Genomic DNA, 22010 nt, shown 5'->3' on the forward strand with positions numbered 1-22010 from the left:
TCCTCGCCTATGAGGCGGGACACGCATGACGCGGGGTTCCGGCCCCGCCCGACCGGGCGCCCCATGTTCGACATCAAATGGATCCGCGACAACCCCGAGGCCTTCGACGCGGGCCGCCGCGCGCGCGGGCTGGAGCCGCTGAGCGCCGCGCTGCTGTCGCTCGACGACCGCCGGCGCTCAGCGATCGGGCGGTCGCAGGCCGTGCAGGAGCGCCGCAACGCCGCCGCCAAGGAGATCGGCCAGGCGATGGGCCGCAAGGACCTTGACACCGCCGAACGCCTGAAGGCCGAGGTGGCCGGCCTCAAGGCCGAGGCGCCGGCGCTCGAAGCCGAGGAGCGCGACAGCGCCCGCGCGCTCGAGGACGCCCTGATGGAGATTCCCAACATACCGCGCGAGGACGTGCCGCTCGGCGCCGACGAGCACGGCAACGTCGAGCAGCACCGCGCCGGCCAGAAGCCCGGCTTCCCGGACGGCTTCGTGCCGCGCGAGCATTTCGCGCTCGGCGAGGCGCTCGGCCTCATGGACTTCGACGCCGCGGCCAGGATGTCGGGCGCGCGGTTCGTGGTGCTGAAGGGGACGCTGGCCCGCCTCCACCGCGCGCTCGGCCAGTACATGATCGACATGCACGTCGACCGGCACGGCTACGAGGAGGTCGACCCGCCCGTGCTGGTGCGCGACGCCGCCATGTACGGCACCGCGCAGCTGCCGAAGTTCCGCGACGACCAGTTCCGCGCCGGCGACGACCATTGGCTGATCCCCACCGCCGAGGTGCCGCTCACCAACCTCGCCCGCGAGCGCGTCATCGACGAGCGCGAACTGCCGATGCGCTTCACGGCGCTGACCAACTGCTTTCGCGCGGAAGCCGGCTCGGCCGGCCGCGACACGCGCGGCATGATCCGCCAGCACCAGTTCGCCAAGGTCGAGATGGTGTCGGTCACGGCGCCCGAAGCCTCGGACGAGGAGCACGAGCGCATGACGCGCGCGGCCGAGGACGTGCTGGAGGGGCTCGGCCTGCACTACCGCCGAATGCTGCTCTGCACGGGCGACATGGGCTTCGCGTCGCGCAAGACCTTCGACCTCGAAGTCTGGCTGCCGGGGCAGGGCGCCTTCCGCGAGATCTCGTCCTGCTCGACCTGCGGCGATTTCCAGGCGCGGCGCATGGAGGCGCGCTACCGGCCCGCGGGCGCCAAGAACACGCGGTTCGTCCACACGCTCAACGGCTCGGGCGTCGCGGTCGGCCGCGCGCTGGTGGCCGTCATGGAAAACTATCAGGACCCGGACGGCACCATAGCGGTGCCGGAGGTGTTGCGACCCTACATGGGCGGCCTCGACCGGATCGGGCCGGCGAAGGGCAGGACTTGATGCGCATCCTCATCACCAACGACGACGGCATCCACGCGCCGGGGCTCGCCGTGCTGGAGCGCGTGGCGCGCGGACTCAGCGACGACGTGGTCGTCGTCGCGCCCGAGACCGACCAGTCCGGCGTCGCGCATTCCCTGTCGCTGAACGACCCGCTGCGGCTGCGCGAGGTGTCGGAGGACCGCTACGCCGTGCGGGGGACGCCGACCGACTGCGTGATCATGGCGGTCAACTCCATCCTGAAGGACCGCAAGCCGGACCTGATCCTGTCCGGCATCAACCGCGGCCAGAACGTCGCCGAGGATGTGACCTATTCGGGCACGATCGCGGCCGCCATGGAGGGCACGCTGCTCGGCGTGGCGTCCCTGGCGCTGAGCCAGGCCTACGGGCCGGTGTCGGGCCGGCAGAACCCGCACTGGGACTGCGGCGAGCACCACGCGGCCGACGTCGTGCGGCAGGTGCTCGACGCCGGCATCCCGCGCGGCACGCTGGTCAACGTCAACTTCCCGGACTGCGCGCCCGGCGAGGTGGCGGGCATCGAGGTGACGCGGCAGGGCGCGCGCGACACGGCGCTGATGCAGGTGCACGAGCGCGAGGACGGCCGCGGCAACCCCTACTATTGGATCGGCTTCGCGCGCGGCAAGTTCACGCCGGTCGAGGGCTCCGACCTCGAAGCCCTGCGCAACCGGCGCATCTCGGTCACGCCGCTGCGCCTCGACCTCACCGACCGCGACACGCACGAGCGCTACGCGAAGCTCTTCGGCTGAACGCGGGATCGAAGGGCTTCGGCCCTTTCGCGGCGGCGGGCAGGGCCCCGCGACGGCATCACGGACCACGAGCATGACGGCGGACAGCCTCGAAGCCAAGGCCGCGTTCCTGTTCGGCCTGCGCGAGCGCGGCATCCGCGACCTCGCGGTGCTGCGCGCGCTCGAAGCCGTGCCGCGCGAGGCCTTCGTGCCGCACCGCTACGCCGACCTCGCGGCGCGGAACATCGCGCTGCCGCTCGCCTGCGGCCAGGTCCAGTCCGAGCCCGCGCTGATCGCCCGCATGCTGGAAGCGCTGGCCGTCCGCCCGGCGCATCGCGTGCTGGAGGTCGGGTCCGGCTCGGGCTACGCCGCGGCGCTGCTGGGCCGCCTCGGCGGCGAAGTGCTGGGCGTCGAGCGATTCCGCACACTGGCGCAGGCCGCCGGCGCGCGGCTGGCGACGCTCGGCGTCACCGGCTGCTCGGTGGTCTGGGGCGACGGCCTCGCGGTGCCGCCCGCGCGCGGTCCGTTCGACCGCATCCTGGTGCACGGCGCCCTGCCGGCCGTGCCGGACGAGCTCGCGCGGCTGCTCAGGCCGGACGGCACGATCGTCTTCGCGACGACCGTGTCCGGCGTGCAACAGGTCGTGCGCGGACGCCGCTCCGACGAGGGGATCTGGAGCCTCACCCCGGTCGCTCCCTCGCGCCTGCGGCCTCTCTACGACGGCCCTTCCGCGTTGCTGTGAGGGCGGCCGGGCTCCGGCCGTTCATGTTCCCGGCGGAAACACGGCACCGCGATTCATCTTAAACCGCGCCTTAACCGGCCTCCCTCTACATGGACTCCACTGAGCCCGCGTTGAGTGGATGATCCGCTGATGAGTAAGCTGTTGACGCCCGGCAACGGGCGGATCGTCCTCCAGATCTGCGCCGTGACCGCGGTGGCGGCCCTGATGAGCGGCTGCTCGGCCGATTCCACCCGGTTCGGCGACGCCTTCGGCAATCCGTTCTCGACCGGCTCGATCCCGCCCAAGCCCAAGAAGGTCGCCCACGCGTCCCCGTCGCTCGGCACCGGCCGCACGCCGCCCGTCACCGCCTCGGCGCTGCCGCCGTCGAGCCACGTCGCCACGGCGTCGACGTTCCGCGCGCCGGCCGCCGTGTCGCGCGAGACCACGGGCTCGATCCCCTCGTCCACGCCGGTCAAGGGCGCGTCATTCGGCGGCTGGACCGGGCAGGGCGGCGCTTCCGTGCAGGTCGGCGCGGGCGATTCGGCCGCCGTGCTGGCCCAGCGCTACGGCGTGCCGGAGAACGTGCTGCTGCAGACCAACAACCTGCATGCCGCGAGCGAGGTGCGGCCCGGCACCACGATCGTGATCCCGATCTACAACGCCGTCTCCAGCCCGGCGGGCGCCGCCAAGGTCGCCCAGGCTCCCGTGCGCTCCGAGCCGGTCGAGCCCGAGGAGCACGTCGCCCCGGTGAAGACCGTGCCGGCCCACGTCGCCAAGGCCGAGCCGGAGGAGGAGGCCGCCGAGCCGCCCCGCAAGCCCGGCGCGCTGCCCTTCAAGGTCGAGAAGCCCGCGACCCTGGCCGAGCGCAACGCCGAAGCGCAGCGCATCGTGGCGACCCAGCGCGCGGCAGACAAGGCCGCCGCCGAGAAGCTCGCCGCAGCCCAGAAGGCCGCGGAAGCGCAGAAGGCGGCCGAAGCCCGCAAGGCCGAGGCGGCCGCGAAGATCGCCGCCGCACAGGCCGCGGCCGAGAAGGCCAAGGCCGACGCCGCCGCGCGCAAGCTCGCCAGCAAGGCCGCGCCGCGCGTGGACGCCAAGGCCGCCGCCGCCCAGAAGGCCGAGGCCGCGAAGGTGGCCGCCGCCGAGAAGGCCGCCGCGGCCCAGAAGGTCGCCGCGGACCGCGAGGCCGCCAAGGCCAAGGTCGCCGCGGCCAAGTCGGCCGCCGATGCCGCGAAGACGGCCGCCGCCGCGGCCAAGGCCGCCAAGATCGCGGCCGCCAAGCCGGAGCCCGCTCCGGCGCCGGCCAAGCCCGAGCAGGTCGCCGCCGTCGAGAAGAAGGTCGACGCGACGCCGACCGCCACCGTGCCGCCTGCCGCCGCGGCGGCCCCGGCCGCAGCCCCCGTGGTCGCCGACGCGGGCGGCCCCGAGTTCCGCTGGCCGGCCCGCGGCCGCATCATCGCCGGCTTCAAGGGCGGCGCCGGCGGCAACGACGGCATCAACATCGCGGTGCCCGAAGGCACGGCCGTCAAGGCGGCCGAGGGCGGGGTCGTGGCCTATGCGGGGAACGAGCTCAAGGGCTACGGCAACCTCGTGCTGATCCGCCACCCGAACGGTTACGTCACCGCCTACGCCAACAACGGCGAGATCGACGTCAAGCGCGGCGCCACCGTGAAGCGCGGCGACGTGATCGCCAAGTCGGGCCAGAGCGGCAACGTGTCCTCGCCGCAGCTCCACTTCGAGGTGCGCAAGGGTTCGACCCCGGTCGACCCGACGGGCATGCTGGCCGGGACTTGAGAGCGGGCTCGGCGCGAGCGAGCCTCACCGAGACACGGCCGGCACACCCCCGCCTCCGCGGGCGTGCCGGCCAGCCAAGCCGCCCAGCCGCGAGACACTGTTGGGCGTGCGATCGACGAGCGGCGGGTCCCAAGACAGGCCCGCCGCTCTTCGATGTCGACCGAGATCCGGCGGATGCCGGCAGCGGCGCGACCGCCGCTAGAAGACGTAGCCGACCCGGCCGCCGATCGCCGTGATGCCCTCGTTGTGGGCGCAGAGCCCGGCGTTGGAGGCGTGCTCGGCGAAGGCCATCAGGTTCCAATGGTCGTCGAGGTGGTAGCCGAGCGAGGCCGATTCGCGGAAGTTCGCCACGCAGCCGACGCGGATGTCCGTGTTGCCCTTCGGGAAGACGAGGCTCGTGTTGCCGTCGTTGAGGTCGCCGCCGAAGCCGAGCTCGCCGAAGAAGCGGCCGTAGATCGGGAACTGCCAGGTCACGCCGCCGTAGACGTCGCTGGTGCGGCCGGAGGTGTTCAGGTTTCCGCCGAGGTGGAAGCGCGGGATCAGGTAGTCCCAGGCGCCCTGCAGGTGGTACACCTTGCTGAACAGGACCTCGCCGTTGACGTCGACGGTGCCGAACTCGTGCTCGTCGACGCCGTGCGCCAGCACGCCGAACCGCGCCTCCGACAGGATGCCGTAGGGGCTCGGCGCCTCGACCGGGGCCGCCACGAAGGTCGGCAGCGGCGCGGGAGCGGCGGGCAGGTCGGAGGCGAAGGCCGGTGCGGACCCGCAGACCAGGGCGGCCGCGGCGACGGCCCGCCCGATTCGGCTCAACATCATGGGTGGATCGTGCTCCGCGGGGTCGAAATCCGGTGAAAGGATGGCGAGCGGGACCTTAGGTTTGGGGTAGGGGCTTGTCCAGGCGGCCGGCCAGGTCCTGGATGAATTGCCAGGCAGTGCGTCCTGAACGCGACGCTCGCGTGGTCGACCATTCCAGCGCTTCGGGCGCGAGGGCAGCGCGGTCGAGGCCGAGCGCGAAATGCTCCGCGTAGCCCTGCACCATGTCGAGATACTCGTCCTGCGAGCATTTGTGGAAGCCGAGCCACAGGCCGAAGCGGTCGGACAGCGACACCTTTTCCTCGACGGCCTCGCCGGGGTTGATGGCGGTGGCGCGCTCGTTGTCCATCATGTCACGCGGCATCAGGTGCCGTCGGTTGGAGGTGGCGTAGAACAGCACGTTGGCGGGCCGGCCCTCGATGCCGCCCTCCAACACCGCCTTCAGGGACTTGTAGGTCGTGTCGTCCGAGTCGAACGACAGGTCGTCGCAGAACAGCACGAAGGGGTAGCGGCTGTCCCGCAGCAGGCCCATCAGGGCCGGCAGCCCGTCGATGTCCTCGCGATGGATCTCGACGAGCTTGAGCCGCGGCGCGCCCGCCGGCCGCTCGGCGTTGACGGTCGCCTGCGCGGCCTTGACGAGCGACGACTTGCCCATGCCGCGCGCGCCCCACAGGAGCGCGTTGTTGGCCGGCAGGCCGCGGGCGAAGCGGCGGGTGTTGTCGAGAAGCTGGTCGCGCACGCGGTCGATGCCGCGCAGCAGCGCGACGTCGACGCGGCTGACCCGCGGCACCGGCGCCAGCGAGCCGGCTGCGGACCACACGAAGGCGTCGGCGGCGTCGAAGTCCGGCCGCGCCGGGCCCGCCGGGGCGAGGCGCTCCAGCGCGAGGGCGATGCGTTCGAGGAGCGCCGCCGTGGCGGCGTCGGACGGGATCGGGGCCATGGCGGCCTCCTTGTCTCGGAAGGGTCGGCCGGCTTCTGCTGAGCGCCGCCGCGCCTTGTCAAGGCGGGCCGACCCTTCGGAGCGTCAGCGCACGAAGCGGCAGATGCCCCGGATGCGGGTGCGGCCGGGCGGGCAGCCGCGCGGCGCGCCGGTCCGGAAATAGCGGAGGCGGCCGCGCCAGCCCCGGTTCAGGCGGCAACCGCCGAAGAGGCCCCGGTGTTCGCCGAAGCCGCAGCCGCCGCGCACCTGCACGAGCGGCGCGGCACCCTCGACCGACGACAGGCCGGCGACCGGCATGGCTTCCGCGCCGCCCGCGGCGATCAGGCCCGCGGCCGCGGCGGCGATGAACAAAGCTTTCAGCCTCATGGCGTCCCTTCCTGCAACCGGCTCGGCCCACCGCCGGCCTTTCCGCCGAACCGGGGGGCCCGTCGAAGGTTCCGGGCGGGAGCGCGACGCTCCCAAGGGGGCACAGGCGCGTCACCGTCGCGCCATTGCTCCAGCGCCCGCGCGGGTCTAAGACGCGGGCCAGCCGCGGCCAGGGGTGTCCCGACGCGACCCATGGAGACTCCGCGTGTTCATCACCCCTGCCTATGCCCAGGCCGCCGGCGCCTTCGGCGGCGGCTCCGACGTGTTCCTCCAGGTCGCGCCCTTCGCGGCCATCCTGGTCATCATGTATTTCCTGCTGCTGCGCCCGCAGCAGAAGAAGCAGAAGCTCCACAGCGAGATGATCGCCGCCGTGCGCCGCGGCGACACGGTGGTGACCGCCGGCGGCCTCATCGGCAAGGTGACTAAGTCGACGGACGCCACCGAGGTGGAGGTCGAGATCGCCGCCAACGTCCGCGTCCGGATCGCCCGCGCCATGATCACGGAGGTCCGCGCCAAAGGCGAGCCCGTGAAGGACGCGCCGGCCGCGGCCAAGGTTTGACCCGGAGCGCCGCCTCCGGCGCTCCTCGCCAGAACGAAGAACACAAGCCATGATGCGTTTCGCGACCTGGAAAGTCGTCACGATCCTCCTCGGCACGCTGGTCGCGGCCCTCATCGTGCTGCCGAGCCTCTTGTCGCCCGGGGCGCGGGCGGAGCTCGACCGCTACCTGCCGGGCCCGGCCAAGACCATCGTGCTCGGCCTCGACCTTCAGGGCGGCGCCCACCTTCTGCTCGAGGTCGACACGGCGTCGCTGACCAAGACGTCGGTCGACAACCTCCGCGACGACGCGCGCCGCCTCCTGCGCGACAACAACGTCAAGCTGGCGGGCGGCATCGGCGTGCAGAGCCGCGGCATCCAGTTCCGCGTGCCGGACGCGGCCGAGCGCGCCAAGATCGTCGGCGCGCTCGACAACGCGTCGCGCTCGCTCGGCGCTTCGCTCACCGGCGCCGTGCAGGACTACACCGTCACGGACAGCGGCGACGGCCTCGTCCAGGTGCAGCTCACCGACGCCGGCATCGCCAACAAGGTGCACCGCGCGGTCGACCAGTCGATCGAGGTGCTGCGCCGCCGCATCGACGAGTCGGGCACCAAGGAGCCGACGATCCAGCGCCAGGGCAACGACCGCATCGTGGTCGAGGTGCCGGGGCTGCAGGACACGCAGCACCTGAAGGACCTGCTCGGCACGACCGCCAAGCTGGAGTTCCGCCTCGACGCCGAGCCCGGCGACAGCCCCGCCGACGTCGAGAACCTGCCCTTCTACAAGAACAGCGAGCCCGGCACCCTGCCGATCCAGAAGCGCGTGATCGTGGACGGCGCCGACCTCACCAACGCCCAGCCCTCCTTCGACCAGCAGGGCCGGCCCGAGGTGAGCTTCCAGTTCAACATGCGCGGCGGCCAAGCCTTCGGCCAGGCGACCGCCGCCAACGTCGGCAAGCCCTTCGCGGTGGTGCTGGACAACCAGATCGTCACCAACCCGGTGATCCAGACGCCCATCCTCGGCGGCTCGGGCGTCATCACGGGCCGCTACACGATCCAGCAGGCCAACGACCTCGCCGTGCTGCTGCGCGCCGGCGCGCTGCCGGCCAAGCTCACCGTGGTGGAGGAGCGCACGGTCGGCCCCGGCCTCGGCCAGGACTCGATCGACGCCGGCGAGCGCGCCGCGCTGGTGGCCGGCGTGTTGGTGGTCGGCTACATGCTGCTGACCTACGGCGTATTCGGCGTCTTCGCCGACATCGCGCTTGCGGTGCACATCATGCTGATCTTCGCCGCCATGGTGCTGCTCGGCGCCACGCTGACGCTCCCCGGCATCGCCGGCATCGTGCTCACCATCGGCATGGCGGTGGACGCCAACGTGCTGATCTACGAGCGCATTCGCGAGGAGAACCACGCCGGCCGCTCGGTGATCGCCTCGCTGGATTCCGGCTTCAAGCGCGCCTTCGCGACCATCGTCGACTCCAACGTCACCCTGTTCGTCGCGGCGCTGATCCTCTACCTCTTCGGCTCCGGCCCGGTGCGCGGCTTCGCCGTGTCGCTCGGCCTCGGCATCCTGACCTCCATCGTCACCGCCGTGACCATGACCCGCATGATGATCGCCCTGTGGTACCGGGCCAAGCGCCCGCAGCGCCTGCCGATCTGAGAGAGCAACGCCGATGCCGCTCCTCCGCCTCGCGCCCGAGAACACCAAATTCGGGTTCATGCGCTTCCGGCGCTTCTCCTACCCGTTCTCGGCCGTCCTCTCGATCGTGTCCGTGGTGATGTTCGTGCTCGTCGGCATGAACTTCGGCATCGACTTCGCCGGCGGCACGCTGATGGAGGTGCGCGCCAAGCAGGGCGACGCCGACCTGTCGCAGCTCCGCTCGCTCGGCGAGCGCACGGGCCTCGGCAACATTGAGGTGCAGGGCTTCGGCAACCACACGGACGCGACCCTGCGCTTCGGCGTGCAGCCGGGCGGCGACGCCGCCCAGGAGGCCGCCGTCAAGAAGGTGCAGAGCGCCCTCGACGACAAGTACGAGTTCCGCCGCGTCGAGGTGGTCGGCCCGCGCGTGTCGGGCGAGCTCGTGCAGTCTGGCACCATCGGCGTCGTCGTGTCGATCTTCGCCGTGCTGGTCTACCTGTGGTTCCGCTTCGAGTGGCAGTTCGCGGTCGGCGCCGTGATCGCCACCATGCACGACCTGCTGCTGACGGTGGGCTTCTTCTCCGTCACCCACCTCGAGTTCAACACGACCTCGATCGCCGCGATCCTGACCATCGTGGGCTATTCGCTGAACGAGGCCGTGATCGTGCTCGACCGCATCCGCGAGGTGATGCGCAAGTACAAGCGCCTGTCGACCGCCGAGATGATCGACATGTCGATCAACGCCGTGCTGCCGCGCACCATCATGACCGCGACCACCGTGTTCCTGGCCCTGCTGGCGCTGGTGCTGTTCGGCGGCGAGGTGATCAAGAGCTTCTCGCTCGCGATGATGTGGGGCATCTTCGTCGGCACCTACTCGTCGATCTTCATCTGCTCGCCGATCCTGATCTACCTCGGCGTGCGCAACGAGGTTCGGAACGAGAGCAAGCCCGGCACGCCGGGCGCCCCCGGCAAGCCGAAGCCCTCCAAGGTCGCGGCCGAATGAGCGATCCCGGCGACTTCGGTCCCGGCTTCCTCGCCGGCCAGCACACGGTCGACGGTTACGGCGCGGGCGGCTTCTCCTTCGCCCACGTGTCGCACCGCGGCTCGATCCTGATGCTGCCGGAGGGCGTGCACCGCTGGTCGGCGACGCAGCCCTCCGAGATCACCGAGGAGTCGCTGGCCGAGCTGTTCCGCGCGCCGCGGGGCTCGGTCGAGCACCTGCTGCTCGGCACCGGCACGGACCTGATCCCGCCGCGCGCGCCGCTGCGCGCCGCGCTGAAGGCGGCCGGCATCGTGGTCGATCCCATGGCGACGGGCGCCGCCGCGCGCACCTACAACATCCTGCTCGGCGAGCGCCGCCGCGTCGCCTGCGCGCTGATCGCGGTCGCGTGAGGCCGGGACTGCGCCCCGCGCGATGACCGACCCCGCCGCCGCCTACGCGCATTGCGAGGCGCTGCTCCGCTCGGACGATCCCGACGCCTGGCTGGCGGCCCTGCTCGCGCCCGCTGCCGCCCGGCCGCACCTCCTCGCGCTCGCCGCCTTCACGCTGGAGGTGCGCCGCGTCCGGCACCGGGTGAAGCAGGCTATCGCGGGCGAGATCCGCCTGCAATGGTGGCAGGACGTCGTCGACGGCGGACGGGCCGCCGAGGCCGCGGCCCACCCCGTCGCGGCCGCGCTGATCGACACGGTGGAGCGTGCCGCGCTGCCCCGCGCGCCCTTCGGCGACATGCTCGATGCCTATCGCATGGACCTCTACGACGAGCCGCCGGCCGACCTCGCCTCACTGGAGCGCCGGCTCGCCGCGACCCACGGCATCCCGATCCACCTCGCCGTTCGCGCTCTCGGCGGCGGCGCGGCCGCCGACCCGGCCGCCGACGACGCCGGGGTCGCGGTCGGCCTCGCCGACCTGCTGGACGAGCTGCGCGGCCCGCATCGGCCGTCGCTGCCGGTGGCGCTGCTCGCACGGCACGGGGCGGGCGCCGAGGAGGTCGCCGCGGGGCGGTCCACGGCGGAGGTGCGCGCCGCCGCGGCGGACCTGCGCGCCGCGGCCAGGGCCCGGCTCGCCGCGCTGAGGGCGAGGCGGCGGACGCTCGGCGAGGGCGCGCCGGCCCTGCTCCGCGCGGCGCTGGTCGAGCCGCGGTTGCGGGCGGGGGAGCGGACCACCGACCCGTTCACGCCCGGGCCGGACATCCCGCAGTGGCGGCGCCAGTGGCGCCTGTGGCGCGCGTCGCGCGGCGCCTTCTAGCGCGACGGAACGGGGCGCCGCCCGCGCCCCGCCGACGGCATTCGGAGATCGGAGCGGCTCAGGCCTCGTCCACCGCGACGGGCAGGTCGGCCCGCGCGCCCCACTCGGACCAGGAGCCGTCGTAGAGCCTGACGTCCTCCGCGCCGAGCCGCGCGAGGCCGAAGGCCAGCACCGAGGCGGTGACGCCCGAGCCGCAGGTCGTGATGATCGGCCGGTCGAGGTCGACGCCGGCCTCGGCGAAGACGCCCTTGATGTCGTGGTCGCTCTTCAGGTGCCCGTCCTCGACGAGGTCGGTCATGGGCACGTTGACGGCGCCGGGCATGTGGCCGGAGCGAAGGCCGGGCCGCGGCTCGGCCACCAAGCCCTTGAAGCGCGAGGAGGAGCGGGCGTCGACCACCTGCGTGGCGCTGCCGCGGTCGAGCGCGCGCTGGACGTCCTCGACGGTCGCGACCGCCTCCAGCCGCGGCTTGGCCGCGAAGTGGGTGCCGAGCCGGTTCGACTCGCCCGTCTCGACGGGGCGCTCGCCGGCGATCCAGGCCGGAAAGCCGCCGTCCAGCACGGCGACGTCCTCGGCGCCGAACAGGCGCAGCATCCACCACAGCCGCGGCGCCGAGGAGATGCCGGCGCCGTCGTAGACCACGATGCGCTTGTCGGCCGCGATGCCGAGCGCGCCCGCCGCCGCGGCGAAGACCTCCGGCGAGGGCAGGGCGTGCGGCAACTCGCTGTCGGGGTCGACCACCTTGTCGTGGTCGAAGAACACCGCGCCCGGGATGTGTCCGGCGAGGAACTCGGCGTGGCCGCTGCGGTGCGCCGAGGGGAGATACCAGGACGCGTCGACCACCACGAGGTCGGGCTTGTCGACTTCGCCCGCGAGCCACTCCGCCGTCACCAGCTTTGCCTGTTCAGCGCCCATCCCCTGCTCCTCGATGCGCGGTGGAGGCCGCCCGTCGCGGCCTTTCCAACCCCCGATGCCTCGCCTACAACGTCGCCACAGCCCCAGAGATCACGCGAGGACCGAAATGACCGCCATCGTCGACATCGTCGCACGCGAGATCCTGGACAGCCGCGGCAATCCGACCATCGAGGTCGACGTGCGCCTCGAGAGCGGCGTGCTCGGCCGCGCCGCCGTGCCCTCGGGCGCCTCGACGGGCGCCTACGAGGCGGTGGAACTGCGCGACGGCGACAAGTCCCGCTTCGGCGGCAAGGGCGTCAGCAAGGCGATCGGCAACGTCAAGGCGATCTTCGAGGCCGTGAAGTCCATCCCGGTCGAGCATCAGGTCGAGCTCGACCGCGCCATGATCGCGCTCGACGGCACGCCGTCGAAGTCCAAGCTCGGCGCCAACGCCATCCTGGGCGTGTCCATGGCGGCGGCCCGCGCGGCCGCGGAGGAGATCGGCCTGCCGCTCTACCGCTACGTCGGCGGGGCCGGCGCCCACGTGCTGCCCGTGCCGATGATGAACATCGTCAACGGCGGCGCCCACGCCGACAACCCGATCGACTTCCAGGAGTTCATGATCATGCCGGTCGGCGCCTCCTCGCTGAAGGAGGCGGTGCGCTGGGGTTCGGAGGTGTTCCAGGTGCTGAAGGGCGCGCTGAAGAAGGCGGGCCACAACACCAACGTCGGCGACGAGGGCGGCTTCGCCCCGAACCTGCCCAGCGCCGAGGCGGCCCTCGACTTCTGCCTCGACGCCGTGCGCCAGGCCGGCTTCAAGCCGGGCACCGACATCGTGCTCGCCATGGACTGCGCCGTGACGGACTGGTTCAAGGACGGCAGCTACCATTACGAGGGCGAGGGCAAGGTCCGCTCGTCGCAGGAGCAGGCCGACTACCTCGCCAAGCTCGCCGCCGACTACCCGATCGCCTCGATTGAGGACGGCATGGCCGAGGACGACTGGGCGGGCTGGAGGATCCTCACCGACAAGATCGGCGACCGCTGCCAGATCGTCGGCGACGACCTGTTCGTCACCAACACCGAGCGTCTGGCCGAGGGCATCCGCCGCGGCGTCGCCAACTCGCTGCTGGTCAAGGTCAACCAGATCGGCACGCTGACCGAGACGCTGGCCGCCGTCGAGATGGCCAAGACGGCCGGCTACACCTCTGTGATGTCCCACCGCTCGGGCGAGACCGAGGACGCGATCATCGCCGACCTCGCGGTCGCGACCAACTGCGGGCAGATCAAGACCGGCTCGCTCGCCCGCTCGGACAGACTGGCCAAGTACAACCAGCTGATCCGCATCGAGGAGCACCTGGGCTCGCAGGCCCGCTACGCCGGCCGCACGGCGCTCAAGGCGCTCGCAAAGGCCTGAGCGCCGTTCATACCGGCCCGAACCGCTCGCGGTCGTCCGCGGGCGGCGCGCCGCTGACGCGCCGCAGCGCTCGGCGCGCCAGTCGGGCCCGAAGCCGTTCCACGGCGGGTCCGACGGTGCCGAGCCGACCGAGCACCGCACCGTGCGCGGCGGCGATTTCATCACCGTAGGCGCCGCCGTCACCGCCGGGATCGCCTCAGCCCTGACGATCGTCGCGCAGCTCTGCGGCGCGGAGGCCGCGCGGGCCTGCCAGCTCTCGTCTGAATACGCGCCCGCGCCGCCCTTGGACGCCGGCACGCCCGAGATGGCGCCTGCGCCAGTTGAAGGCGCGCCTGCGGGAGCGCGAAGAGATCGCGCCCGGGTGGGCCGGGGTGGCGGGCTCAGGTTTCCCCCTTCAACCCGGCACCGTCATCGCGAGCGAAGCGACGCCGTCCAGCCCACCGGTGCAGGAAGCCGCTCGCGGGGGCCTGCGCTGCGCCGCGACTCTTCACGTCAGAATCGCTTCGCCGCGCTCGCGAAGCCGAAACAGAAAAGCCCGGCGCTTGGCCGGGCTTCCTCGCGTCACAGATGACCGCTCGCTCGCATCACACCGAAGGCTGCGGCTCCAGCCCGCCTTCCGGCCGCGGCCGGCCCTTGCCGACGTTGGGCACCGGGGAGGCGCGCGGCGGGGCGGGCTCGTCGTCCGACTCGCGGATCGGCTTGATGCCCTTGATCACGCCGCGAATCTCGTCGCCGCTCAGCGTCTCGTATTCGAGGAGACCCTGGGCCAGCGATTCGAGGTCGGCCCGCTTCGTCGTGATAATGCGGGTCGCGTCGGCGAGGCCCGACTCGACGAGGCGGCGCACCTCCGAGTCGATCTTCTGCGAGGTCGACTCCGAGATGTTGTTCTGCTTGCCCATCGAGTAGCCGAGGAACACCTCTTCCTGGTTCTCGCCGTACATCACGGTGCCGAGTTCGTCCGAGAAGCCCCAGCGGGTCACCATGGCGCGGGCCAGCTTGGTGGCCTGCTCGATGTCCGACTGGGCGCCGGAGGTGACCTTCTCCTTGCCGAAAATGATCTCTTCGGCGACGCGGCCGCCCATCAGCACGGCGAGGCGCGAAGTCATCTGCTCGTAGCTCATCGACAGCTTGTCGCGCTCGGGCAACTGCATGACCATGCCGAGGGCCCGGCCGCGCGGGATGATCGTCGCCTTGTGGACGGGATCGGTGGCCGGGACGTTCAGCGCGACCAGGGCATGGCCGCCCTCGTGGTAGGCGGTGAGCATCTTCTCCTGCTCGGTCATGACGAGGGTGCGGCGCTCGGCGCCCATCATGATCTTGTCCTTGGCATCCTCGAACTCCGTCATCGTGACGATGCGCTTGCCGCGGCGGGCCGCCATCAGCGCCGACTCGTTGACGAGGTTCATGAGATCGGCGCCCGAGAAGCCCGGGGTGCCGCGCGCCACCGTCTTGAGGTCGACGTCGGGCGACAGCGGGACCTTGCGGACGTGAACCTTGAGGATGCGCTCGCGGCCGACGACGTCCGGGTTGGGCACGGTGATCTGGCGGTCGAAGCGGCCGGGGCGCAGCAGCGCGGGGTCGAGCACGTCGGGCCGGTTCGTGGCGGCGATGAGGATGATGCCCTCGTTGGCCTCGAAGCCGTCCATCTCGACGAGGAGCTGGTTCAGCGTCTGCTCGCGCTCGTCGTTGCCGCCGCCGAGGCCCGCGCCGCGGTGCCGGCCGACCGCGTCGATCTCGTCGATGAAGATGATGCAGGGCGCGTTCTTCTTGGCCTGCTCGAACATGTCGCGGACGCGGCTCGCGCCGACGCCGACGAACATCTCGACGAAGTCGGAACCCGAGATGGTAAAGAAGGGAACGTTCGCCTCACCCGCGATGGCGCGGGCCAGCAGCGTCTTGCCGGTGCCAGGAGGGCCGACCAGCAGCACGCCGCGCGGAATGCGGCCGCCGAGGCGCTGGAACTTCTGCGGGTCGCGCAGGAACTCGACGATCTCCTGGAGATCTTCCTTGGCCTCGTCGACGCCCGCGACGTCCTCGAAGGTCACGCGGCCATGCGCCTCCGTCAGCAGCTTGGCCTTGGACTTGCCGAACCCCATGGCCTTGCCGCCGGCTCCCTGCATCTGGCGCGACATGAAGATCCACACGCCGATGAAGGCGAGCAGCGGCAGGCCGTTGACCAGCAGCGTCATCAGCCAGGAGTTGCCGTCCGACGGCGCCTTGGCGGTGATCTGGACGTTCTTCTTGTAGAGGTTCTGGACGAGCTGCGGGTCGTTGGGCGCGTAGGTCGAGAAGGCGCCGCGGCTGTCGGTGTAGTGGCCGGTGATCTCGTTGCCCGCGATGGTGACGTCGTGCACCTTGTTGGCGTCGACCTCGTTCAGCAACTGGCTGAAGGTGATGTCCTGCGCCTGCGCGCCGCGGTTGCCGGGATTCTGGAACAGCAGGACCAGCGCCACGACGAGGAGGAAGATGATCACCCAGAGGGCGAAATTCCTGAAGTTGGGGTTCATGGAGGACTCGTGTGGTGCGCTGACGGTTCGCGACGGATCGAAGATGCGGCTCCGCCCGAAGGCCACGCTGCTCTAGGATGGAATGTAGGCGGTCGGCCGGAAGTTGCCAAGGGAACCGCCCCGGACGTCCCGAGCCGGTCCATCCATCCCCGATGACGCAGGAGCTGCGCGACGCGGTCAGGACCCCAGATTCGCAGGGGTGCGCCGCGGGGGCGCCGGCGCCAGCGACAGGCGGGCCGCGCCGTCGAAGGCGACGAGGACGCCGGCCAGCGTCCGACGGAGGGGGACGCCCCGATCCGCGGCGGCCGACACGGCCTCGACGAGGCGCTCCAGGCGTTCCAGCCGCGACGGCGATCCGTCGTCGATCAGGCGGCCGAAGGCCCGCACGCGCACGGCCGTGGGCTCGCCGAGGAGGCGCGGCGCCGAATAAAGGCCCGGGCCGACGCGGGCTTCGGCGATCGCCCGCCCGGCTGCGCTCGCGAGGGCAGCCTCCGCCTCGCCCATGCGGCGCGCCAGCGTGGCGAGCCGCGGCGCGTCGAGCCCCTCCGCGGCCAGCGCCGGCATCAGGGCCCGCAGCCGTGCGCGCGCGAAGCGCGGGTCGGCGTTGGCCGGGTCGGCGACGAAGGGCCAGCCGTTCGCGCGGCAGGCCGCGACGAGGCGGGACTTCGGCACGCCGAGGAAGGGGCGGAGGTGGACCACGCCGTGGCGCGCGCCGCATGCCGCCATGCCGGCGAGTCCGGCCGGGCCCGAGCCGCGCATCAGGCGAAACAGAACGGTCTCGGCCTGGTCGTCCAGCGTGTGGGCGGTGACGATGTGAGTGGCGCCGGTGTCGCGCGCGCAGCCGACGAGCAGGCCGTAGCGGGCGTCGCGCGCCCGCTCCTGCAGGCGAGTCGCGGGCTTGGGGCCCTCCCAGGAGAGGAGGCGATGGGGCAGGCCGAGCGTCCGGGCGTCGCGGGCGACGGCTTCGGCCTCGGCGCGGGAGTCCGGGCGGAGCCCGTGGTCGACGGTGGCGACGGCGAGGGGGGGCAGGGCGGGGTCGGCGCGGGCCGCCGCGGCGGCGAAGTGCATCAGGGCGGTGCTGTCCGGTCCGCCGGACACGGCGAGCAGCACGGCGCGGGCCTGCGCGAAGGGGGAGAAGAGGAGACGGACCTCGTCGGATCCGAGAGGGAGAGCGGGGTCGGCCACGGCCGCGCGCCGCGGGTTCAGCAGCGGGCGCGCTTCAGCTCGCGGTCGACGGCGGCGCGCACGTCCGCGCCGGCCGCCGGGTACTTGCGGTCCACCTCCTGGTAGGTGGCGCAGGCCTGGGCGCCGGCGCCGAGCGCGTTCAGCGCCATGCCGAGGCGGAGCAGGGCGTCGGGCGCCCTGTTGGACGTGGTGTAGTCGGTCGACAGCTTCAGGAACTGCTCCGCGGCCTCGCGGTGGCGGCCGAGGCGGGCGTAGCTCTGGCCGAGGAAGTAGGTGGCGTCCGGCACCAGCCGGTCGCGCGGGTACTTGGTCAGGAAGTCGTTGAACCCCGTGACGGCGCCGTCGTACTGCGCGTTCTTGTAAAGCGCGTAGTCGGCCTCGTACTCGCTGCGCGTGCTGCCGGGCGTCAGGCTGGCGACGCCGCCGGGCGGCGGCGCGGCGGGCTCGTCGCGCAGCGTCGCAGGCGGCTCCGCCGAAGCCACCGCGGCCGGCGGGGCCGCGGCCGCCGCGGCGCCGTGGGTGAGATCGAGCGGCGCGCGGGGGGGCTGCGCCGCGGGCGCGACCGCCGCCGGGGGCAGGCTGGAGCGCAGCGGCGGCGTGGCGCCGGCCGCGGCCGTGGCGCCGAGCGGGCGCGGCGCGCCGGGCGCGTTCGGGTCGGCGGCGGGATCGAAGGCGTCGCCGCGCTTCGGCGCCGCGGCGGGCGCCGCCGGAGCGGGGCTCGCGGGGGCTGCCGCGGGCGCGGCCGGCGTCGCGTCGGCGAGGGCGTCCGGCGAGGCGCCGTCGAGCTCGCCGTGGCGGGCCAGCGGCGGCTTGCCGCCGGGGGCGGTCGGCGCGCGGTTGAGGTCCTGGAAGCGGAAATCGACGTCCTGCTGCATCTTGCGCAGGGCGTCCTCCAGCCGCTTGTTCTGGTTCTGGAGCTGCTCGATCTGCCCCGTCAGGGTGCGGAGCCGGTTCTCGAGCCGGTCGACGCGCACCAGCAGCGCGGCCGCGCTGGCGGGGTCGGGCGCCGCGTCGGGGTCGTCCTGGGCGAGCACGATGGGGGGCGGGGAGAAGCGCTCCGCCGCCGCGGCGCGGCCGGGCAGGGCAGCGGGCGCGACGAGGGCCGCGCAGGCGAGCCCCACGGCGGGAGTCAGGAGGGATCGGACGATGAAACGCATGGAGGGTCCTCGCGGCCCGGACCGCGACGGCGGTCCGGACGATCGACGCCCCGGCTTATAACGCCGATGCACCGCGCGGGGCAGGGGCCGCGCGCGGGTCCCGACCGATCAGGACGCCTCGCCGCCCTTCAGCACCGTCACGGCGCGGCGGTTCTGCGACCAGCAGGAGATGTCGTTGCAGACCGCGACGGGGCGCTCCTTGCCGTAGGAGATGGTCCGGATGCGCGAGGCCGCGACGCCCTTGGCGACGAGGTACTGCTTCACGGCCTCGGCGCGCTGGGCGCCGAGCGCGAAATTGTACTCGCGGGTGCCGCGCTCGTCGGCGTTGCCCTCGATCGTGAAGGCGTAGCGCGGGTACTGGGCGAGCCAGCGGGCCTGCTTGTCGAGCGTCGCCTGGGCGGCGGAGGACAGGTCGGTCTGGTCCGTGTCGAAGAACACGCGGTCGCCGACGTTCTGGGCGAAGTCGCCCGCCGTGCCGGGCGCCGTCGAGCCGTATTTGCCGTAGCCCGCGCCGCCGGCGCCGCCCTGGCCGAAGCCGCCGTTGGCGCCGAAGCGGCTCCCCCCGGCCCCGAAGGCGCCCACGGCCTCCGCCGGATCCTTGGCGCAGCCCGCGACGGCGAGGCCCGCGACGGCGACGGCGCAGAGCCCGAGCGCGCGGGCCGAGTGGAGAAGTCCCATACCGATGATCCTCGTGCAGAAGCCTGCCGGCGATCCCTCGGTGATAGGCCTCGATGGTTAAACGAAGGTTCGGTCAACCTTGACGAGGCGTTGAGGCGATGCCGCGAACGAGATCGCAGCAAGGGTCATGGTTAATGGCGGGTTGATGGCCCGATCGGGATGCACGCGCGTTTCTCCGGGCCACCGTGGCGCGGAAGACACGGCCGCGCCATGGTCATTCCGCCGCGAGGGCCGGCGCCGCCGACAGGTCGGAGCGCTCGCGCAGGGCGGCCTCGGACTCGTAAAGGTAGTCCCGCGTCATCGGCGCCGCGTCGACCGACTTCGCGAGCTGCATCTGAAACACCATGAAGCCGAAGTAGCGGAACGAGATCTCGCTGCCGACGAGGTAGAACTCCCACATGCGCTTGAAGCGCTCGTCGTAGCTGCGGCTGAGCTCGGGCCAGCGCGCCTCGAAGCGCTCGTGCCACAGCCGCAGCGTTTCCGCGTAGTGCAGGCGCAGGATCTCGACGTCGTTGACCCAGAGCGCGTTGCGCTCGATCGAGGGCATGACCTCGGACAGGGCCGGCGCGTAGCCGCCGGGGAAGATGTACTTCAGGATCCAGGTGCTGGTCGGCGCCGGCCCGTACATCTTGCCGATGGAGTGGACGAGGGCGAGGCCCTTCGGCTTCAGCAGCCGCTTGATGGCGCCGAAATAGTCCGCGTAGTTCGGCAGGCCGACGTGCTCGAACATGCCGATCGACACCACGCGGTCGAACTCGCCCTGCAGCACGCGATAGTCGATGAGCTGGAAGTCGACGCGGTGCTCCAGGCCCTCGTCCTTGGCGCGCCGGCGCGCGACCGCGAGCTGCTCCTTCGACAGCGTGATGCCGGTGACGCGGACGTCGGCCGCCTTGGCGATGAACAGGGCGAGGCCGCCCCAGCCGCAGCCGATGTCGAGGACGCGCTGGCCCGGCTCCAGGGCGAGCTTGGCGGCGATGTGCTGCTTCTTGGCGAGCTGCGCCGCCTCGATGTCGTCGTCGGGATGGCGCAGGTAGGCGCAGGAATACTGCATGTCGCCGTCGAGGAAGGCGCGGTAGAGCTCGCCCGACAGGTCGTAATGGTGGGCGACGTTCTCGCGAGCCTTCTTCAACCCGTTGCGGCCCGACACGAGGCCGACCGCGGAGGACAGGAGCTGGCCGAGCTTGGGGTTCGGATTCTCGCCGAGCAGGTGGATGTTGTAGCCCAGCAGCTCCATCATGTCGGCGAAGGAGCCGCGCTCCACGACGAGGCCGCCGTCCATGTAGGCTTCCCCGAAGTACAGGTCGGGGTTGGTGGCGAGCTTCAGCACCGTGCGCCGGTCGCGGACGCGCAGCTTCACGTCGAGGCGGGCCGCGGGGTGCTCGTCGCCGAGTGTGCCGGCCGACGCCGTGCCGAAGGGGGTCGCCACGGTCAGGCGGCCGCGGGTGATCAGGCGGGCGAGCAGGGATTGCAGCATCGGCGACTCTGTCGAGGCCGCGCGGCGCGGCAGACAGGGATCGGCCGGGGACGCGGGCGCGCGGAACGGGATGAGCGGAAGCTCATCGGCCGCTCTTGCGCCGCAGGACCCGTCGCGGTCAAGCGAGGTTTCCGCAAGGGCAGGGGATGGCGGGCGCCCTCGTGCCGGTCAGCCGAGCAGCGGCCCCCAGGCGGGGTCGGATGCGCCGGCGGGCGTCGGCACGGCGAACTCGCCGCGGCCGAACAGGTCCGTCATGAAGATCTTCGAGGAGCCGCCGTTGCCGGCGTCGCGGAAGAACATGAGGTAGAGGCCGTTCGGCGCCCAGGTCGGCCCCTCGTTGTGGAATCCCTGGGTGATGATCTTCTCGCCCGAGCCGTCCGGCTTCATGATGCCGATCGCGAACTGGCCGCCCGCCTGCTTGGTGAAGGCGATGTAGTCGCCCTTCGGCGACCAGACCGGCGTCGAGTAGCGCCCGTCTCCGAAGGAGATGCGCTTCGCCCCCCCGCCTGCGGCCCCCATGATGTAGATCTGCTGCGTGCCGCCGCGGTCCGACTCGAACACGATCTGCGAGCCGTCCGGCGAGTAGCAGGGCGAGGTGTCGATCGAGGTATCGTCGGTGAGCTGGCGCGGGTCCGAGCCGCCGACCGGCATGGCGTAGAGGTTCGAGCTCGTTCCCTCCGACAGCGACATGATGATCTTGCGCCCGTCGGGCGAGAAGCGCGGCGAGAAGGTCATGCCCGGGAAGTTGCCGACCGCGCGCTTGGCCCCGGTCTCGACGTCGAGCAGCATGACGTCGGGCTCCGCGTCGCCGAACGACATGTAGGCGACCTGCTGGGCGGTCGGCGAGAAGCGCGGCGTCACCACGAGGTTGTCGCCGCGCGTCAGGTAATGGATGTTGCCGCCGTCCTGGTCGATGATGGCGAGGCGCTTGCGGCGCTGCTGGGCCGAGCCGCTCTCGTCGACGTAGACGACCCGGCTGTCGAAGAAGCCCTTCTCGCCCGTGATGCGGGTGAACACCGCGTCGGCGACGATGTGGGCGACGCGCCGGCTGTTCGACAGGTCCGTCGTGTAGTGCTGGCCGGCCACCTGCTGGCCCGACGCCGTGTCGAAGAGGCGGAAGTCGGTGTTGAAGCGCCCGCCCCCGCGGTCGACGCGCCCCGTCAGCACGAACTGCGCGCCCGCGGCCTTGAAGCTTTCGAGCGCCGGCGAGGCGGGGTCGACGGCCGGCTGCGGCCCGTCGACCGGCTTGATGTAGACGCAGCGCTTGAAGTCGTTGACGATGATGCCGGTCACCTTGGCGGCGTCGGGCCCTTCGCCCGCGAAGGGCGCGACTGCGATCATCACCGGGTTGAAGTTGCCGCCCGGCCGGATGTCGAGGTAGCGGTCCTCGGCCCGGACCGGGGCGGCCGACAGCGTGCCCCCGAGGGCGGCGAGCGCGGAGCTCGCCAGGAACGTGCGGCGGCTGAGGCGGATCATCGGCGGGCGGTCCTCGATTGGCTCGGCGCAGTGATGGGCAGCCGCGGTTAAAATATTACGCAAAGCGGATCC

Annotated in this window: 20 protein-coding genes; 10 read left to right on the top strand and 10 right to left on the bottom strand. The window is 72.1% G+C overall.

Annotation, left to right across the window (positions count from 1 at the left end):
- Window positions 1–63 precede the first annotated feature (63 nt).
- From serS to L7N97_RS24760, 4 genes are all read left to right on the top strand, one after another.
- Complete coding sequence (gene serS / locus L7N97_RS24745) at window positions 64–1362, top strand: serine--tRNA ligase (protein ID WP_237480941.1); 1299 nt, start codon at window positions 64–66, stop codon at window positions 1360–1362.
- Window positions 1362–2126, top strand: coding sequence for a 5'/3'-nucleotidase SurE (gene surE, locus L7N97_RS24750; RefSeq protein ID WP_237480943.1), 765 nt, complete (start codon window positions 1362–1364; stop codon window positions 2124–2126). Before serS ends, surE begins: the two co-directional genes overlap by 1 nt.
- Before the next feature lie 73 nt (window positions 2127–2199).
- Window positions 2200–2847, top strand: a complete 648-nt coding sequence (locus L7N97_RS24755) for a protein-L-isoaspartate O-methyltransferase family protein (RefSeq protein ID WP_237480944.1) — start codon at window positions 2200–2202, stop codon at window positions 2845–2847.
- A 129-nt stretch (window positions 2848–2976) separates the two neighbouring features.
- Window positions 2977–4617: a LysM peptidoglycan-binding domain-containing M23 family metallopeptidase gene (locus tag L7N97_RS24760; protein WP_237480947.1), complete on the top strand. Its 1641-nt coding sequence runs from the start codon at window positions 2977–2979 to the stop codon at window positions 4615–4617.
- A 198-nt stretch (window positions 4618–4815) separates the two neighbouring features.
- Here the strand turns inward: L7N97_RS24760 and L7N97_RS24765 are convergent, their stop codons facing one another.
- The 3 genes from L7N97_RS24765 to L7N97_RS24775 form a co-directional block, all read right to left on the bottom strand.
- Complete coding sequence (locus tag L7N97_RS24765) at window positions 4816–5433, bottom strand: acyloxyacyl hydrolase (protein WP_237480949.1); 618 nt, start codon at window positions 5431–5433, stop codon at window positions 4816–4818.
- A 55-nt stretch (window positions 5434–5488) separates the two neighbouring features.
- Window positions 5489–6370 carry an ATP-binding protein gene (locus L7N97_RS24770; protein WP_237480950.1) on the bottom strand — a complete coding sequence of 294 codons (882 nt, stop codon included), beginning with the start codon at window positions 6368–6370 and terminating at the stop codon, window positions 5489–5491.
- 84 nt (window positions 6371–6454) lie between these two features.
- Window positions 6455–6736, bottom strand: a complete 282-nt coding sequence (locus L7N97_RS24775) for a GCG_CRPN prefix-to-repeats domain-containing protein (protein ID WP_237480952.1) — start codon at window positions 6734–6736, stop codon at window positions 6455–6457.
- Between the two features lie 205 nt (window positions 6737–6941).
- Between L7N97_RS24775 and yajC the strand changes: the two genes are divergently transcribed.
- Genes yajC through L7N97_RS24800 form a run of 5 tightly spaced genes read left to right on the top strand, consistent with a single transcriptional unit; the run spans window position 6942 to window position 11155 of the window.
- Window positions 6942–7295: a preprotein translocase subunit YajC gene (yajC, locus tag L7N97_RS24780; protein ID WP_237480954.1), complete on the top strand. Its 354-nt coding sequence runs from the start codon at window positions 6942–6944 to the stop codon at window positions 7293–7295.
- Between the two features lie 49 nt (window positions 7296–7344).
- Window positions 7345–8931 (top strand): protein translocase subunit SecD, encoded by a 1587-nt coding sequence (gene secD, locus L7N97_RS24785; RefSeq protein WP_237480957.1) that lies wholly within the window; start codon window positions 7345–7347, stop codon window positions 8929–8931.
- Between the two features lie 13 nt (window positions 8932–8944).
- A complete protein-coding gene (secF, locus tag L7N97_RS24790) occupies window positions 8945–9913 on the top strand; it encodes a protein translocase subunit SecF (protein ID WP_237480958.1) in 969 nt (322 codons plus the stop codon).
- Window positions 9910–10302 carry an Mth938-like domain-containing protein gene (locus L7N97_RS24795; protein ID WP_237480960.1) on the top strand — a complete coding sequence of 131 codons (393 nt, stop codon included), beginning with the start codon at window positions 9910–9912 and terminating at the stop codon, window positions 10300–10302. The genes secF and L7N97_RS24795 overlap by 4 nt, the downstream gene beginning before the upstream one ends.
- A gap of 22 nt (window positions 10303–10324) precedes the next feature.
- Entirely contained in the window at window positions 10325–11155 is an 831-nt protein-coding gene (locus L7N97_RS24800; protein WP_237480962.1) for a squalene/phytoene synthase family protein, read from the top strand.
- Between the two features lie 58 nt (window positions 11156–11213).
- Here the strand turns inward: L7N97_RS24800 and sseA are convergent, their stop codons facing one another.
- On the bottom strand, window positions 11214–12068 hold the full coding sequence (gene sseA / locus L7N97_RS24805; protein WP_237480963.1) for a 3-mercaptopyruvate sulfurtransferase: 855 nt from the start codon (window positions 12066–12068) through the stop codon (window positions 11214–11216).
- A gap of 106 nt (window positions 12069–12174) precedes the next feature.
- Between sseA and eno the strand changes: the two genes are divergently transcribed.
- A complete protein-coding gene (gene eno, locus L7N97_RS24810; protein ID WP_237480964.1) occupies window positions 12175–13461 on the top strand; it encodes a phosphopyruvate hydratase in 1287 nt (428 codons plus the stop codon).
- Window positions 13462–14045: 584 nt separating this feature from the next.
- On the opposite strand, the gene ftsH is transcribed toward eno, so the two are convergent.
- The 6 genes from ftsH to tolB form a co-directional block, all read right to left on the bottom strand.
- Window positions 14046–15968, bottom strand: a complete 1923-nt coding sequence (gene ftsH, locus L7N97_RS24815; protein ID WP_237480965.1) for an ATP-dependent zinc metalloprotease FtsH — start codon at window positions 15966–15968, stop codon at window positions 14046–14048.
- A 177-nt stretch (window positions 15969–16145) separates the two neighbouring features.
- Window positions 16146–17153 carry a tRNA lysidine(34) synthetase TilS gene (tilS, locus tag L7N97_RS24820; protein ID WP_309242847.1) on the bottom strand — a complete coding sequence of 336 codons (1008 nt, stop codon included), beginning with the start codon at window positions 17151–17153 and terminating at the stop codon, window positions 16146–16148.
- A 17-nt stretch (window positions 17154–17170) separates the two neighbouring features.
- Window positions 17171–18310, bottom strand: a complete 1140-nt coding sequence (gene ybgF, locus L7N97_RS24825) for a tol-pal system protein YbgF (protein WP_237480967.1) — start codon at window positions 18308–18310, stop codon at window positions 17171–17173.
- Between the two features lie 108 nt (window positions 18311–18418).
- Window positions 18419–18988, bottom strand: a complete 570-nt coding sequence (pal, locus tag L7N97_RS24830; protein WP_237480968.1) for a peptidoglycan-associated lipoprotein Pal — start codon at window positions 18986–18988, stop codon at window positions 18419–18421.
- A gap of 214 nt (window positions 18989–19202) precedes the next feature.
- Window positions 19203–20462, bottom strand: a complete 1260-nt coding sequence (locus tag L7N97_RS24835; RefSeq protein WP_237480970.1) for an SAM-dependent methyltransferase — start codon at window positions 20460–20462, stop codon at window positions 19203–19205.
- A 168-nt stretch (window positions 20463–20630) separates the two neighbouring features.
- Window positions 20631–21938 carry a Tol-Pal system beta propeller repeat protein TolB gene (gene tolB / locus L7N97_RS24840; RefSeq protein WP_237480971.1) on the bottom strand — a complete coding sequence of 436 codons (1308 nt, stop codon included), beginning with the start codon at window positions 21936–21938 and terminating at the stop codon, window positions 20631–20633.
- Window positions 21939–22010 lie beyond the last annotated feature (72 nt).

This window comes from Lichenibacterium dinghuense (assembly GCF_021730615.1).
GTDB classification, from domain to species: domain Bacteria; phylum Pseudomonadota; class Alphaproteobacteria; order Rhizobiales; family Beijerinckiaceae; genus Lichenihabitans; species Lichenihabitans dinghuensis.

Excerpts from the sequence above, each read along its gene's own strand:
- L7N97_RS24795 (WP_237480960.1), top strand. The coding sequence starts at position 9,910 with ATGAGCGATCCCGGCGACTTCGGTCCCGGCTTCCTCGCCGGCCAGCAC.
- sseA (WP_237480963.1), bottom strand. The coding sequence starts at position 12,068 with ATGGGCGCTGAACAGGCAAAGCTGGTGACGGCGGAGTGGCTCGCGGGC.
- surE (WP_237480943.1), top strand. The coding sequence starts at position 1,362 with ATGCGCATCCTCATCACCAACGACGACGGCATCCACGCGCCGGGGCTC.
- L7N97_RS24755 (WP_237480944.1), top strand. The coding sequence starts at position 2,200 with ATGACGGCGGACAGCCTCGAAGCCAAGGCCGCGTTCCTGTTCGGCCTG.
- L7N97_RS24770 (WP_237480950.1), bottom strand. The coding sequence starts at position 6,370 with ATGGCCCCGATCCCGTCCGACGCCGCCACGGCGGCGCTCCTCGAACGC.
- L7N97_RS24775 (WP_237480952.1), bottom strand. The coding sequence starts at position 6,736 with ATGAGGCTGAAAGCTTTGTTCATCGCCGCCGCGGCCGCGGGCCTGATC.
- eno (WP_237480964.1), top strand. The coding sequence starts at position 12,175 with ATGACCGCCATCGTCGACATCGTCGCACGCGAGATCCTGGACAGCCGC.
- secD (WP_237480957.1), top strand. The coding sequence starts at position 7,345 with ATGATGCGTTTCGCGACCTGGAAAGTCGTCACGATCCTCCTCGGCACG.
- serS (WP_237480941.1), top strand. The coding sequence starts at position 64 with ATGTTCGACATCAAATGGATCCGCGACAACCCCGAGGCCTTCGACGCG.
- L7N97_RS24800 (WP_237480962.1), top strand. The coding sequence starts at position 10,325 with ATGACCGACCCCGCCGCCGCCTACGCGCATTGCGAGGCGCTGCTCCGC.
- secF (WP_237480958.1), top strand. The coding sequence starts at position 8,945 with ATGCCGCTCCTCCGCCTCGCGCCCGAGAACACCAAATTCGGGTTCATG.
- pal (WP_237480968.1), bottom strand. The coding sequence starts at position 18,988 with ATGGGACTTCTCCACTCGGCCCGCGCGCTCGGGCTCTGCGCCGTCGCC.
- L7N97_RS24835 (WP_237480970.1), bottom strand. The coding sequence starts at position 20,462 with ATGCTGCAATCCCTGCTCGCCCGCCTGATCACCCGCGGCCGCCTGACC.
- ybgF (WP_237480967.1), bottom strand. The coding sequence starts at position 18,310 with ATGCGTTTCATCGTCCGATCCCTCCTGACTCCCGCCGTGGGGCTCGCC.
- L7N97_RS24760 (WP_237480947.1), top strand. The coding sequence starts at position 2,977 with ATGAGTAAGCTGTTGACGCCCGGCAACGGGCGGATCGTCCTCCAGATC.
- tolB (WP_237480971.1), bottom strand. The coding sequence starts at position 21,938 with ATGATCCGCCTCAGCCGCCGCACGTTCCTGGCGAGCTCCGCGCTCGCC.
- ftsH (WP_237480965.1), bottom strand. The coding sequence starts at position 15,968 with ATGAACCCCAACTTCAGGAATTTCGCCCTCTGGGTGATCATCTTCCTC.
- L7N97_RS24765 (WP_237480949.1), bottom strand. The coding sequence starts at position 5,433 with ATGATGTTGAGCCGAATCGGGCGGGCCGTCGCCGCGGCCGCCCTGGTC.